This is a genomic window from Chryseomicrobium excrementi (assembly GCF_002798305.1).
GTDB lineage: Bacteria > Bacillota > Bacilli > Bacillales_A > Planococcaceae > Chryseomicrobium > Chryseomicrobium excrementi.
On the sequence record NZ_PCGR01000002.1, the window covers coordinates 492,902 to 507,035 of the forward strand.

14 protein-coding genes are annotated in these 14,134 nt (G+C 37.2%); 12 read left to right on the forward strand and 2 right to left on the reverse strand.

The window, feature by feature from the left end; all coding sequences use genetic code 11:
* Window positions 1-305: 305 nt before the first annotated feature.
* Window positions 306-1,259: an LCP family glycopolymer transferase gene (locus CQS04_RS07035; protein WP_100353449.1), complete on the reverse strand. Its 954-nt coding sequence runs from the start codon at window positions 1,257-1,259 to the stop codon at window positions 306-308.
* Between the two features lie 15 nt (window positions 1,260-1,274).
* Window positions 1,275-2,090 (reverse strand): hypothetical protein, encoded by an 816-nt coding sequence (locus CQS04_RS07040; protein ID WP_100353450.1) that lies wholly within the window; start codon window positions 2,088-2,090, stop codon window positions 1,275-1,277.
* A gap of 144 nt (window positions 2,091-2,234) precedes the next feature.
* Here CQS04_RS07040 and CQS04_RS07045 point away from each other — a divergent pair, with 144 nt between their 5' ends.
* The 12 genes from CQS04_RS07045 (at window position 2,235) to CQS04_RS07100 (ending at window position 14,134) form a co-directional block, all read left to right on the forward strand.
* Window positions 2,235-2,963 carry a YveK family protein gene (locus CQS04_RS07045; protein ID WP_100353451.1) on the forward strand — a complete coding sequence of 243 codons (729 nt, stop codon included), beginning with the start codon at window positions 2,235-2,237 and terminating at the stop codon, window positions 2,961-2,963.
* Window positions 2,964-2,966: 3 nt separating this feature from the next.
* Window positions 2,967-3,674: a CpsD/CapB family tyrosine-protein kinase gene (locus CQS04_RS07050; RefSeq protein ID WP_100353452.1), complete on the forward strand. Its 708-nt coding sequence runs from the start codon at window positions 2,967-2,969 to the stop codon at window positions 3,672-3,674.
* Between the two features lie 15 nt (window positions 3,675-3,689).
* The gene (locus CQS04_RS07055) at window positions 3,690-4,457 is read left to right on the forward strand and encodes a tyrosine-protein phosphatase (protein ID WP_100353453.1); all 768 of its coding nucleotides are present in this window, start codon (window positions 3,690-3,692) and stop codon (window positions 4,455-4,457) included.
* Between the two features lie 344 nt (window positions 4,458-4,801).
* Window positions 4,802-6,661, forward strand: a complete 1,860-nt coding sequence (locus CQS04_RS07060) for a nucleoside-diphosphate sugar epimerase/dehydratase (RefSeq protein ID WP_100353454.1) — start codon at window positions 4,802-4,804, stop codon at window positions 6,659-6,661.
* A 126-nt stretch (window positions 6,662-6,787) separates the two neighbouring features.
* Window positions 6,788-7,663 (forward strand): UTP--glucose-1-phosphate uridylyltransferase GalU, encoded by an 876-nt coding sequence (galU, locus tag CQS04_RS07065; RefSeq protein WP_100353455.1) that lies wholly within the window; start codon window positions 6,788-6,790, stop codon window positions 7,661-7,663.
* 79 nt (window positions 7,664-7,742) lie between these two features.
* Entirely contained in the window at window positions 7,743-8,357 is a 615-nt protein-coding gene (locus CQS04_RS07070; protein WP_100353456.1) for a sugar transferase, read from the forward strand.
* Window positions 8,358-8,366: 9 nt separating this feature from the next.
* Window positions 8,367-9,212 carry an NAD-dependent epimerase/dehydratase family protein gene (locus CQS04_RS07075; protein ID WP_100353457.1) on the forward strand — a complete coding sequence of 282 codons (846 nt, stop codon included), beginning with the start codon at window positions 8,367-8,369 and terminating at the stop codon, window positions 9,210-9,212.
* Window positions 9,213-9,226: 14 nt separating this feature from the next.
* Window positions 9,227-10,327, forward strand: coding sequence for a glycosyltransferase family 4 protein (locus tag CQS04_RS07080; RefSeq protein WP_100353458.1), 1,101 nt, complete (start codon window positions 9,227-9,229; stop codon window positions 10,325-10,327).
* Entirely contained in the window at window positions 10,320-10,871 is a 552-nt protein-coding gene (locus CQS04_RS07085) for an acyltransferase (protein WP_100353459.1), read from the forward strand. Before CQS04_RS07080 ends, CQS04_RS07085 begins: the two co-directional genes overlap by 8 nt.
* A gap of 12 nt (window positions 10,872-10,883) precedes the next feature.
* Window positions 10,884-12,011, forward strand: a complete 1,128-nt coding sequence (locus CQS04_RS07090) for a glycosyltransferase (protein WP_100353460.1) — start codon at window positions 10,884-10,886, stop codon at window positions 12,009-12,011.
* Complete coding sequence (locus tag CQS04_RS07095) at window positions 12,012-13,037, forward strand: polysaccharide biosynthesis protein (RefSeq protein WP_100353461.1); 1,026 nt, start codon at window positions 12,012-12,014, stop codon at window positions 13,035-13,037.
* Window positions 13,019-14,134, forward strand: a complete 1,116-nt coding sequence (locus tag CQS04_RS07100) for a polysaccharide biosynthesis C-terminal domain-containing protein (RefSeq protein WP_100353462.1) — start codon at window positions 13,019-13,021, stop codon at window positions 14,132-14,134. The genes CQS04_RS07095 and CQS04_RS07100 overlap by 19 nt, the downstream gene beginning before the upstream one ends.

Consider the following 14,134-nt stretch of genomic DNA (forward strand, 5'->3'; position numbering starts at 1 on the left):
TTCACACTCTCCCATAGTAGTAGCTGCAAAGAATGTTGCAAATAGCGTGCCGTAGATCTTGGGGCTGTTTCCTGAAGGAGCAGGTCGATGCCGGATATCACCCGTGTCGCTTCACCCGTGAAGCGATTGGGAAGATTCGGCACGGCCCTTTTGGAAACAGCTCCAAGTCAGGCACGATTAAAGTGCACTCGGCTTAGCATTTCTAAAACTTGCTCCTATAGAGCACTTCACCAATACGAAAAAAGAGCACAGAAAAAAGCAGTTTCTCATCAGTACTTAAGAGAAACTGCTTTTATTAATTTAGCCTATTCAAGCTCTAAATGTTGCTTTAACTCATTTTGCACAGACGCAAGCTCCGCATCGTTCATGATGTAATACCAAATACCATTGATAGTATCCCCAGAGCCTTTCTCAAAATACAGCTGATCGATTTTTCCAGCTGCTGAACGGTAGTTCGCTTGCACATCTACCATCTCGCTATATGCCATATTAGTACGCACATTGTCGCCAACTGCATCGAGAATTGAATTTAACTTCAATACTGAGTTAACAGACATCCCTTCACGAATGACGCCTTGGATGACCTGTTTCTGACGATCCTGACGACCGAAGTCACCATTCGGATCTTGTTTCCGCATACGGACGTAGGCAAGTGCTTCTTCACCGTTTAATGCAATTTTGCCTTCAGGGTAATTGAAACCTGCTTCAGAAAAACTAAATGTATTGTTTACAGTGATTCCACCAACTGCGTCCACAATGTCTTTGAAGCTTTCCATATTAACCTGTACCACATAATCAATTGGGATATCTAACAGATTCTCTGTCGTATCCATAGCCATTCTCACACCGCCGAATGCGTAGGAGTGGTTAATTTTATCTTGTATTCCTCTACCGACGATCTCCGTATACGTATCACGAGGAATACTAACCATTTTGGATGAGTTCGTATTCGGGTTGACTGTCATGACAATCATTGTATCCGAACGCCCAGCGTCACCTTCACGCTCATCGACTCCTAATACAAGGACGGAGAAGGGTTGAGCTTTCTCTACATCTACATGTCCTTCATCTCGCTTTTCTGATGCTGGACGATCTACGAGTGGTTCGTGAATTTCTTTAGCTGTATCCGTTACTTGCTTGTAGACGTATACCGTATACATACCACCAAGCAGTACTATAAATGCGATGATACCGAGAATCCACTTCCATACTTTTGACTTTTTCTTGCGGCGCTTCTTAACGCGAATCTTTTCTGACATGCCTGTACCTGCTTTCTATTCGTTGGTTCCTGTGAAGTATGAAGTGATTGCTTTTGCCCATGCAGCAGCTCCCTGGGTATTCGGGCGGCTGTTCTCATCTAAATACTCTTTGATCATTTCGTCTTTTGGGTCTGGCCAGTTTTGCCAGTGTTCAATGACAGGATAATCTTGCTCGTTCAAGAAAGTCAAAAGCGCTTCTACTTGAACTGGATAATAAGATGCATTATAGATTGGATTAGATGGGGTAAAGACAATTGCCACATCTTCAACTTCCGAGCGAAACGTCTCTACAATAGACGTGATGTGGGCGTGTTCGGTTTCAACATCCACTTCACCATTATTTTTAAGTGTGAAGGGTTCGAACAACACTATATCGTACTCTCCGTCATAATCAATCAACTCTTGTTCCGTGATTGTGATTGAATTTTCATTAAATGTTTGTTTGGAAATCTCAATGTCTTCTCCATATGTAGCTTTCAATTTCTCTTCGACAAGTTGACTCACACTAGGAGTTCCCATATCGACTAAATCAGAAGCAAGGATCAGAAGTTGAATCTTCTCTCCGGAAGTTTTACGAGCTTCAAATACAGCACGTACTTCATCATCCATATTCGCAAGAGAGGCAGTGAAACTTTCATCTAAACTAGAAGTTTCCTCCGCTTGTTCCTCTGTAGGTTCTGTGACTTCTTCACTCTCTTCTGCAGAAGCTTCGACACGTTCTACAGGCCGAGCGACAGAATCTAGTTCTTCTTTCCAAGCTAAATAGCTAAAAATAATAAGAATGCCACAAACTAGTGTAAATATGATTAAAAATAGTCCTTTATTCCTCATAGTGACTCCTTTCCTATGTAAAAAAAATAGGGATAATTCTACATTGATTATGACATAATTTTTCAAAATTGCATATGAGTATTCAAATAATTATGCTATAATTGCCAACGTGTATATTCGTAAATAAAAGGAGAACCGTATTCTATGGAAGAAACTATTAGTTTGCAAGACTTATTTGCAACACTGAAAAAGCATATCTGGTTGATTGTCCTATCCACGGTTGCGGCCATTACTATAGCCGCAATTATTAGCTTTTTACTACTGACTCCAATTTACCAGGCGTCTACTCAGATTTTAGTAAATCAAGAAAAGTCAGAGCAAACTGCTATTACTGCTCAAGATATTCAAACCAATGTGCAAATTATTAATACATACAATGTCATCATGAAAAGTGCTGCTATTTTAGGGCTAGTGAAGGAAGAACTGAATCTTCCGGAATCTACAAGTCAATTAAGCAGCAAACTTACGATTTCTAGCGAACAGAACTCTCAGGTTATTACACTTACTGTACAAGATGAAGATCCTTTCCGAGCTGAAGAAATCGCCAACACAACAGCAGAAGTCTTCCAGCAGGAAATCGTTGATTTGATGAGTGTGGACAACGTGAACATCTTAGCTCCTGCAAATGTAGGAGAAAACCCATCGCCAGTGAAACCGAGCCCGACTTTAAATATGGCGATTGCTGCTGTGGTTGGATTGATGTTAGGTGTCGGTATTGCGTTCCTATTAGAATACTTAGATACAACAGTGAAATCAACACAAGACGTTGAAGACTTGACTGGTTATCCGGTTATCGGAATGATTGCCACAATTTCCGATAAAGACTTACAGTCAACTCGTATGCAATTAACGAATCGAAGAAGGAAGGTGTAACGAATGGCAAAGAAAAAACCAAAACAAGCCCTACAATCTGTGGCGCGTAAGCTTGTCACAAATGCAAATCCTTCTTCTGTCATCTCGGAACAGTTCCGAACATTACGTACAAATATATCGTTTTCAAGCTCAGACACAGAAATTCGCTCACTGGTCTTCACATCAGGCTCTCCTGGTGAAGGGAAGTCCACAGTAGCGGCCAACACAGCAGTAGTGTTTGCACAAGAAGGAAAACGTGTACTATTAGTAGATGCAGATATGCGAAAGCCAACCGTGCACTATACGTTCCATATTGCGAACACGATGGGACTTAGTAACTTATTGACTCGTAAAGCGTTACTTGACGATGTCGTAAAAGTAACAGATCAAGAAAACTTGAGTGTTATGACATGTGGTCCGATTCCTCCGAACCCTTCAGAGCTCTTGGGGTCTCGTATGATGGATTCGGTAATCAAAGAAATTTTGAACCAGTACGATGTCGTAATCTTTGATGCACCGCCAGTACTTGCTGTGACAGATGCGCAAATTTTAGCGAATAAAGCAGACGGAACTGTGCTCGTTCTTAATACGGCTAAGACAGAAAAAGATGCTCTTGAAAAAGCGAAAGAGCTTCTTGAAAAATCAAATGCCAATGTTCTTGGTGTTGTTATGAATAACTACACGTATGAAAATGATGTATATTACTATCAATACTACGGTAATGAAGAATAAGGAGGGATAGTTGAAATGGTCGATATGCATTCCCATATACTTGCTGGCGTAGACGATGGCCCGCAAACGTTAGATGAAGCTGTGCGCATGCTACGCAAAGCGGTAGACGAAGGCATAACAGATATAATTGCAACGTCCCACGCCTACAATCCACATTACCATGTAGGAAAAGCAGCTGTAGAAAAGAAACTTTTGGAGTTGCAAGAAGTCATTGATGCTCATGACATCCCAATCACTCTGCACTCGGGACAAGAACTCCGTGTGCAAGATAAGACAGCGGAAGTACTTGAACAACAAGAGGCTCTGACTCTCGCGAACTCACGTTATGCGCTTATTGAACTTCCGAGTTCAAGTGTGCCGAGCTTTGCGATCCCACTGATTCAACAATTATTAAATCAAAATATCATGCCGATCATCGCACATCCGGAACGAAATAAGGCTATTGCGGAAAAACCAGCTCGATTAGAGCGCTTGATTTCTCATGGGGCACTTGCTCAAGTGACGTCAGGCAGTGTAGCAGGTCACTTTGGAAAAGGTGCTCAAAGAGCTGCGTTTAGCCTCATTCGAAGCAATTTAATACATTTTTATGGATCCGACGTACATAATTTATCGTCACGTCCGTTTTTGTTTAATGAAGGACTAGATACATTAGATAAACAGAAATTGACCGACTACGTTGATCTATTCTTAGAAAACAATGCGCGTATACTAGAAAAGAAGGATGCCATTATTCTAGAGCCGATGTTACTAGAAGAGAAAAAATGGTGGAAAGTATTTGCTTGAACCTGACAACTTGATTGTCAGGTCTTTTTTTTCGACATTTCCCATTTTGGTAATAATTCCATGTTGGTGGAAAAAATGCTGTATGAGTGGTAAATGAATCAATCGACATGTTTAATTTACTCGAATAAAGTAAAAGGTCATAAAAGTAGTATTTTTTCAAAAAAATACAATTACTAGTTTGTCGAATTAACTCGAATAAGAATTTATTTTTAATTTTGATAGGTATATATACACTAATTAACGATAATTTTACAATTGTATTTCAATATAATTACAAAATATAGCTCGAAATTTGTTGTGAAAAATCGTATACTTAAGACTGAAATTGGAAGGAGCGTGCGAACTTGTCGTTGCGTAAACGTATGTCGACATTAATCGTCGTCGATTCAGTTATTGTCTTATTTTCTATATATATCGGGTACTTCTTTTTATATCCGATCGACAACCCTTTTGCATCCAGTTACCTGTTTGTGAGCTCACTTTCCATCTTTTTAGCCCATCATGCTTTTGCTTTCTATTTTGGGTTATATAAAAAAGTATGGGAATATGCGTCTATTCGAGAATTGGTGTCTATAGCACTAGCTGTAACATTATCAATTGTAGTAGTTGCGGCAGCTCAGTTATTTTTTACAGGAAATGTCATGCTTCGGGCTTTGATGATCACGTGGATGTTACATATCTTATTGATTGGTGGATCCCGGTTGTCATGGCGTGTGGTCAGGGATACTTTGCTCGTTCGAACGAAGTATGATACGAAAAAGTCGACACTGATTGTAGGAGCCGGTTCGGCAGGAATGATGGTTGCGCGTCAGTTATTAAAAAATCACGATTCTCCACTACATCCAATAGCGTTTGTGGATGATGACAAAAATAAAGCAGGACTTGAGATTTTAGGATTACGAGTGTTACATGATACGAGTATGCTCAAAGAACATGTAGTGAACAATACGATTGAACAGATCATTATTGCGATTCCTTCAGCAGATAAGACGACGTCTACATTAATTAAGCAACTTGCAGTAGATACAGGTGTCAAAGTGCAAGCGATGCCTCTTATTGAAGACTTGTTAACAGGGAAAGTATCTGTGAGTGATATCAAAGATGTTCGCATTGAAGATTTGCTTGGACGCGAAGAAGTCCAGCTGGATTTAAATGCGATCTCTGAAAAATTGACGGACAAGACTATCCTAGTGACGGGTGCTGGTGGCTCTATTGGTTCTGAAATATGCCGCCAAGTGTTGCGTTTTAACCCGTCAAAGCTGTTGTTACTCGGTCATGGTGAAAATTCGATTTACTTAATTGACATGGAACTACGAGAAAAGGTTCCTCAAGGAACGAAAATCATTCCAATAATTGCAGATGTTCAAGATAGGGAACGTATCTTCGCTATTATGGAAGAGTATCGTCCTGACGTGATTTACCATGCCGCTGCACACAAGCACGTGCCGCTTATGGAAGCTAATCCTTTTGAAGCAGTGAAGAACAACATCTACGGTACGAAAAATGTGGCGGAAGCGGCAGATACGTTTGGTATCGGTCACTTTGTTCTAGTTTCTACTGATAAAGCAGTAAACCCACCGAACGTCATGGGTGCGACGAAGCGCTTTGCTGAGATGATTGTTCAGAACTTGGCAAAATCAAGCAAAACGAATTTTGCGGCTGTGCGATTTGGGAATGTTCTTGGGTCACGTGGTTCTGTTGTACCACTATTTAAAAAGCAGATTGCAGCTGGTGGACCTGTTACGGTTACAGACCCAGAGATGACCCGCTACTTCATGACGATTCCTGAAGCTTCACGATTAGTCATTCAAGCAGGCACCCTCGCCAAAGGTGGCGAAGTATTTGTTCTTGATATGGGTGAGCCTGTGAAGATTGTGGATCTTGCGAAGAATGTCATTCAGTTGTCTGGCTACTCGGTCGATGAGATCGGCATTACGTTTTCTGGCAAGCGTCCTGGTGAGAAACTGTTTGAAGAGCTTTTAGATCCTGCTGAGATTCAACAAGGCTTTGTGTTTCCTAAGATTCATATTGGGCGTGCGACGCCGATAATTGCGAGCGAGCTTGCTTATGTGCTTGAGAAGTTGCCCTCGATGGATGAAGGACAGATTAAATCAGTTCTTGTGGGACTTGCTAATCGGAAGAATGTGGGGAGTTTGATGGAGCGGAAGAAGGAAGAAGCACCTTCGACATTATTAAAGGCGTAATAGATACGAACCTTCAATCGACTATATCAGAAGCAGTCCTTCGGACTTTTAATAGATATGAAAGTGTCGGCCTTAGGGCGACATGAAGAGAACACCATCTTTGGTGTTGGGGAAGGAAGTTATGGAATGAGCAAAGTAAGAAAAGCAATTATTCCAGCTGCAGGTCTAGGAACACGGTTCCTTCCTGCGACAAAAGCAATGCCAAAAGAGATGTTGCCAATTGTTGATAAACCAACGATTCAATATATTGTTGAAGAGGCGATTGCTTCTGGAATTGAAGATATTCTGATTGTAACTGGTAAAGGAAAACGAGCTATTGAAGATCATTTTGATAACTCATTTGAATTAGAACAGTTGCTTGAGAGTAAAGGTAAGTTGGATGTGTTAGATGAAGTGAAGAAATCATCTAATGTTGAAATTCACTATATTCGTCAAAAAGAACCTAAGGGGTTGGGGCACGCAGTATGGTGTGCACGTAAGTTCATCGGTGATGAGCCATTTGCTGTTCTTTTAGGTGACGACATTGTGGATGCTGAAACACCGGGATTGAAACAGTTAATCAATGAGTATGATAAATTAGGACGCTCAGTGATTGGTGTTCAAACAGTTGGTGAAAATGAGACACATCGTTACGGGATTGTTGACCCTGCAGTACAAGATGGACGTCGTTACCAAGTAAATCAATTTGTAGAAAAACCAGCTCCAGGAACTGCACCATCTAATTTAGCAATAATGGGTCGTTACATTTTGACACCTGAGATCTTTGATATTTTAGAGAATCAAGAGAAGGGTGCGGGTGGCGAAATCCAATTGACGGATGCGATTCAAACTTTGAATGAGAAGCAGTTTGTGTATGCTTATGATTTTGAAGGAACTCGCTATGATGTTGGTGAGAAGCTTGGATTTATTCAAACTACAATTGAAATGGCGCTGAAGCGTCCGGAGTTGCGTAAGGAGTTACTTTCGTATCTAGATAAAGTGATTGAAAAAGAGTATATATAATAGAAGAAACTCTGAAGAATGCACCCGGGGAGATTTGTGGACCGGTGTGCGTTTCTTTGTGAGGGGAAGTGTGGAACATATGTATCAGATTACTAAACGAATTATTGATATCGTACTTTCAGGAATTGCATTGATTTTACTATCACCTGTTTTTATGATTCTTTCTATTCTTATAAAGAAAGAATCTGAAGGGCCTATATTGTTCAAACAAAAACGAGTAGGTTTAAATAAAACACAATTTAATATTTTGAAGTTCCGCACAATGCGTATTGATACGCCAAAAGATTCACCTACACACTTACTCGAAAACCCCGATCAATACATTACGAAAATCGGAAAATTCTTGCGTAAATCATCATTGGATGAATTACCTCAAATTTGGAACATTTTCCGTGGTGAGATGAGTATTATCGGGCCGCGTCCAGCGCTTTGGAATCAATATGATTTGATTGAAGAACGTGATAAGTATGGAGCCAATGATGTACCTCCTGGATTGACGGGTTGGGCACAGATTAATGGGCGCGATGAGTTGCCGATTGATGTGAAGGCGAAGTTAGATGGAGAGTATGTGGAGAAGAAAAGTTTGTGGATGGATACGAAGTGTTTCTTTTTGACAATCTTGAGTGTTTTGAAGAGTGATGGGGTTGTTGAAGGGAAGTCTGAAGTGGTGAAGCAGCTGGAAGAGAGAAAGTAGGCCATTACGATGAAGAGAATTCTGATTACCGGAAAGAATAGTTATGTGGGTACTAAGTTCATGGAGTGGGTTAGCCAATGGCCGGATGAGTATCAGGTTGAAGCGATTTCAGTGCGCGGTGATGACTGGAAGCAGCATAATTTTAGTGGGTATGATTGTGTGCTTCATGTTGCAGGAATTGCACATGTATCGACTGATCCTAAAATGGAAGACTTGTACTATAAGGTAAATCGCGACCTCACAATTAAAATAGCTAAACATGCAAAAAACAATGGCGTAAAGCATTTTATTTTTATGAGTAGCATCATTGTTTATGGTGATGGAGATAAAGAATTAAATGTCATCACTAAAGACAAAGCACCTAATCCGAGCAATTTTTATGGAGATAGTAAGTTACAAGCTGAAAAACTGTTACACGAAATTGAAGATGAGAGTTTTAGAGTAGCAGTAGTAAGACCTCCAATGATTTATGGTCCTAATTCCAAGGGGAATTTTCCGAAGTTACTAAAGCTAGCAAAATTAACTCCAATCTTTCCAGCCTACGATAATCAACGCAGTATGCTGTTTATTGATAATTTAAGTGAATTCATAAGATTAGTAACAGATAGTCAAGATCGAGGTCTATTTCTGCCTCAAAATCGTGAATATGTGAATACAAGTGAATTGGTTCGATTAGCTGCTGAGCAACAAGGGAAAAAAATACTTTTGACCCGCTTATTTAATCCCTTGATTTTTTTACTTGTTTCACGTGTTAATGTTGTGAATAAAATGTTTGGGAATTTGGTTTATGTTAAGGAAGATAATGAAAAGTATCAAACTGCTGATTTTGTTAATTCAATAAAAAGAAGTCTATGATAGGTGGCAATTAAATGAAGAAAAAAATAATGTTACTGGGTAATCATGGTTTCGTTATATATAACTTTAGAAAAGAGTTAATAAAGAAATTGTTAGATGATGGCCATGAAGTATACGTTTCTCTTCCTTATGATGAAAAAGTTGAAATTATGAAGAGCTGGGGCTGTAAGTTTATTGAAACTAATGTTGATCGGAGAGGCACCAACCCAGTAACTGATTCAAAGTTAGTTAAACATTATATCGAAATTCTTAGAAGTGTTAAGCCAGATGTTGTTCTTACATATACCATTAAACCTAACTTGTATGGTGGATTAGCATGCAGAATCTTAAAGATTCCTTATATAAGTAACATAACTGGTCTAGGTAGTGGTTTCAATGGAAATCCGATTTTAAGAAACGTACTGACTCAACTATATAAAGCAGGATTGAAGAAAGCTAATTGTGTATTCTTTCAAAATACTGAAGATATGAAAGAATTGACTAGTAGAGGAATTATTAGAGGTGATTATAAACTAATTCCGGGTTCTGGAGTAAATCTTGATGAATTTAAATTCCATCCTCTACCAGAAGGAGATACCGTCAATTTCTTATTTATCGGTAGAATAATGAAAGATAAGGGAATTGAGGAATATCTAAAAGCTGCTGAAAAGATAAAGAAAGAACATAAGAATGTGAAATTTAACGTTGTCGGATTTATTGAATCGACACATTCTCATTATAAAGAATGGATTGACGATCTAAATGATCGAGGGGTAATTACATATCATGGCTATCAAAAAGATGTAAAGCCTTTCATAGTAGATTCACATTGCTTAATCCAGCCCTCTCATGGTGGTGAAGGGTTATCGAATGTCTTATTAGAGGCGGGAGCTATGGGAAGAATATTGATTGCCTCGGATATCGCAGGATGCAGGGAAACAATCACTGGTAAAAATGGTTATACATTTAAGAAAAAAAGCTTTGAATCCTTAGTCAAAGCTTTAGATAAATTTATAAATAAAGACAATGATGAAAAGATTGAAATGGGTTTATTATCAAGACAACATATTGAATTGAATTTTAATAGAAATATTGTAGTAAAAAAATACCTAAAGGAAATTAATACTAATGACTAAATACCTACACGCTATTTTTTATATATTTTGTAATAGTGTGAAATTCACATCATTAAAACTATTACATATAAACTCATTTAAATTTCATTATCTTAATTTTATATCTCCATTGACAAATATACAATTATCGAAAGAATCTAAGTTAACTTTTGGTGAAAATTTGAAAATTAGAAGTGGCGTGAAAATACATTTAAGAAAAGCTGCAAAAATAACTATAGGAGACAATACTTTTATAAATTATAACTCTATGATTGTTTCTCATGAACAAATAATAATTGGTAGAAATGTACAGATTGGGCCTAATGTTATGATTTTCGATCATGATCATGATTTTAGAAGTGAAAACGGTGTGAGTGATATGAAATATAAGACAGACCCAATACAAATTGGTGATAATGTATGGATAGGGGCAAATTCAGTAATTTTAAGAGGGACAAAGATTGGTGAAAACACAGTGGTCGGTGCTGGAGCTATAATAAAAGGTGAATATGAAAAGAACGCTATTATATTAAATAAGAGTGAAATAACAGTATTAACACAATAGTGGAGTGGTGACATGAGAGATGCAATCCTTTATATAGGTAGGTTTAATTTTCCAGATGGTTCAGCTGCGGCTCAACGAGTTAAAAGCAATGCAGAACTATTTAAGAGAATTGGATATGAAACTAAATTTGTATCAACTTGGCAAGATAATAATTCATATAATGAAGACAACGGTTTAAATATTAATATAATCCCTGAACACCAACAGATTTATAAAATTGATTTCATTGAAAAATACATTCTAAAATTATCGAACAGATATTGTTTCAAATTCATAGTTTTATATAATTATCCGAGTCTAGCTAGTTGGAGGTTAGTTAAACTAGCTAGGAAATATAATATTAAAATAATCGGTGATGTTACAGAGTGGTTTGGTTTGAATTCAGGACACAATAGAATTTACCAAATTTATAAAAACATTGATACGGAAATAAGAATGAAAATTTTACTTGAAAAATTTGATGGCCTCTTTGTTATAAGTAAGTTTTTAGAGGAGAAGTATAAGGAAAAGACTAAAACATTGCATTTGCCGAATTTATTAAACTCTCATGACAATAAATGGAGTTTGTTAAAATCTACTAAAAATCTTTCTAATGATGTTATCCATTTTACATATGCAGGTAATCCTGGGAAACTTTTCGAAAAAGAAGACATAGCTAAAATTGTAAGTGTATTTAGTGAATTAAAGTCTACTAAGAAAATTTTAAATATAGTTGGAATTGATGAGCTAGAATTTCGTAGCCGCTATAAGAAGATTTATGGTACTATCCCGAAGATTAATAATTGTATTTTCTATGGGAAATTGACACATAATGAGACTTTAAAATTAATATATAATTCCCACTTCTTTATATATATACGTCCAGATACATTAGCTAATAAGGCAGGTTTTCCTACGAAATTTTTGGAATCAATTGTTCTGAAAACACCAGTACTCACAAATGATATTGGTGATATCAAATTATATATTGATAATAAAATAAATGGTATGATTATTAATTCGGAAAAATCAACTCTAAAAAAACAGATTACTGAAATAGAAATCAACGATTATTTAAAATACAGATTTGAAAATAAATTTACAGTGGATGAATTCTATAAAAGAACAAAAAAATTTTTAGAGAATGTAGGAGATAGATAAATGTTTAATGGGAAAGTTTTGCTAATAACGGGAGGAACAGGATCCTTCGGAAATGCTGTAATGAAAAGGTTTTTACACACAGACGTAAAAGAAATTCGTATCTTCTCACGTGATGAGAAGAAGCAAGATGATATGCGTAAAAAATATAAAGATGATAAGTTGAAGTTCTATCTTGGAGATGTAAGAAACATTGATAGCTTGAAGACAGCGATGTATGGGGTTGATTATGTTTTTCATGCAGCTGCGTTGAAACAAGTACCATCATGTGAGTTCTTCCCAATGGAGGCTGTTAAAACTAACATTATTGGAACAGACAATGTTGTTACAGCTGCAGTAGAAGAAGGTGTAAAAAAAGTTATTTGTCTTTCTACTGATAAAGCTGCCTACCCTATTAATGCTATGGGTATCTCAAAAGCTATGATGGAGAAAGTCTTTGTAGCGAAGGCAAATAAAGTTGATCCAGAAAAAACATTGATTTGTGGAACTCGCTATGGAAATGTAATGGCCTCACGTGGTTCTGTTATTCCTTTATTTATTGAGCAGATTAAAGCTGGTGAAGACTTAACAATTACAGATCCAGGAATGACTCGTTTTTTAATGAGTTTAGAAGACGCTGTAGAGCTTGTTGTCTTTGCATTCGAGAATGCTCAAGCAGGAGATATCATGGTACAGAAATCCCCTGCATCTACTATCGGTGAGCTGGCTACTGCTTTGAAAGAATTATTTAATGTAGATAATAAAGTACGTGTAATTGGTACTCGACATGGTGAAAAAATATTCGAAACATTACTAACTCGAGAAGAACATGTCGTTGCACAAGACATGGGTGACTTCTATCGTGTACCTGCAGATAAGCGTGATCTGAATTACGATAAATATTTTGTAGAGGGTGATCAAAAGCTGTCAACAGAACATGAATACAACTCGCACAACACACACCGACTTACTATTACTGAAATTAAAGAAAGATTATTAGCTTTAGATTATGTTCAAGAGGAGTTAGGCAAATGGCAAGCAAAGAGTTAAAGATTGCTATTACAGGAGCTAACGGTTTCATTGGAAAGAACTTAACAAGCGAACTTAAGAATCAAGGTTTTATAAATCAATCTCATATTACTCGCGATACCACTCTAGAAGAATTGAAGTCGATTTTAAAAGAAGCTGAATTTGTATTTCATTTAGCTGGTGTTAATCGTCCGATATTAGAAAGTGAATTTGAAAAAGGGAATAAAGATTTCACTCAACAGATTATTGAAACTCTGGTCGAGTTAAACAACACCGTTCCTCTCGTAGTTTCTTCATCTACTCAAGCAAGTAATGATAATCCTTATGGTAGAAGCAAAAAAGCTGCAGAAGAAGCAGTGGAAAAATACGCTAATGATAATAATGTTGATTGTGGAATCTATCGTTTACCAAATGTATTCGGTAAATGGAGCAAACCAAATTATAATAGTGCGATTGCAACATTTTGTCATAACATTGCTCATGACCTTCCTATACAAGTTAATGATCCGAATGTTGAACTGACTTTAGTCTATATCGATGACGTAATTAATGAATTCATCAAATGCTTAGATGGTATGGATACTCTTTACAGAGAAGTACCAGTCGTTCATAAAAAGAAACTTGGCGAGATTGTTGATTTGATTTATTCATTTAAAGCTTCACGAGAAAATAAAAGCGTTCCAAAACTAGATGATCTATGTGAGAAGAAATTATATAGTACATATTTAAGTTTTTTACCAGAAGATCAATTTAGTTATGAGTTGAAAATGAATGTTGATCAGAGAGGTTCTTTTACAGAATTTATTAAAACAGTAGATAGAGGTCAAGTATCCATTAATATTTCTAAGCCAGGAATTACAAAGGGTAACCACTGGCACCATACGAAAAACGAAAAATTCTTAGTTGTAAGTGGAAGTGGTATTATTCGCTTCCGCAAGCCAGGTGAAGAGAAGGTTATCGAATACTTTGTAAGTGGAGATAAATTAGAAGTTGTAGATATTCCTGTTGGTTATACACACAATATCGAAAATTTGGGAGAAACAGATATGGTAACTGTTATGTGGGTGAATGAACCATTTAATCCTGAAAATCCAGATACCTATTTCTTGGAGGTTTAA

Coding starts and splice junctions, on each gene's coding strand:
- CQS04_RS07035 (WP_100353449.1), bottom strand. CDS start 1,259: ATGTCAGAAAAGATTCGCGTTAAGAAGCGCCGCAAGAAAAAGTCAAAA.
- CQS04_RS07040 (WP_100353450.1), bottom strand. CDS start 2,090: ATGAGGAATAAAGGACTATTTTTAATCATATTTACACTAGTTTGTGGC.
- CQS04_RS07045 (WP_100353451.1), top strand. CDS start 2,235: ATGGAAGAAACTATTAGTTTGCAAGACTTATTTGCAACACTGAAAAAG.
- CQS04_RS07050 (WP_100353452.1), top strand. CDS start 2,967: ATGGCAAAGAAAAAACCAAAACAAGCCCTACAATCTGTGGCGCGTAAG.
- CQS04_RS07055 (WP_100353453.1), top strand. CDS start 3,690: ATGGTCGATATGCATTCCCATATACTTGCTGGCGTAGACGATGGCCCG.
- galU (WP_100353455.1), top strand. CDS start 6,788: ATGAGCAAAGTAAGAAAAGCAATTATTCCAGCTGCAGGTCTAGGAACA.
- CQS04_RS07070 (WP_100353456.1), top strand. CDS start 7,743: ATGTATCAGATTACTAAACGAATTATTGATATCGTACTTTCAGGAATT.
- CQS04_RS07075 (WP_100353457.1), top strand. CDS start 8,367: ATGAAGAGAATTCTGATTACCGGAAAGAATAGTTATGTGGGTACTAAG.
- CQS04_RS07080 (WP_100353458.1), top strand. CDS start 9,227: ATGAAGAAAAAAATAATGTTACTGGGTAATCATGGTTTCGTTATATAT.
- CQS04_RS07085 (WP_100353459.1), top strand. CDS start 10,320: ATGACTAAATACCTACACGCTATTTTTTATATATTTTGTAATAGTGTG.
- CQS04_RS07090 (WP_100353460.1), top strand. CDS start 10,884: ATGAGAGATGCAATCCTTTATATAGGTAGGTTTAATTTTCCAGATGGT.
- CQS04_RS07095 (WP_100353461.1), top strand. CDS start 12,012: ATGTTTAATGGGAAAGTTTTGCTAATAACGGGAGGAACAGGATCCTTC.
- CQS04_RS07100 (WP_100353462.1), top strand. CDS start 13,019: ATGGCAAGCAAAGAGTTAAAGATTGCTATTACAGGAGCTAACGGTTTC.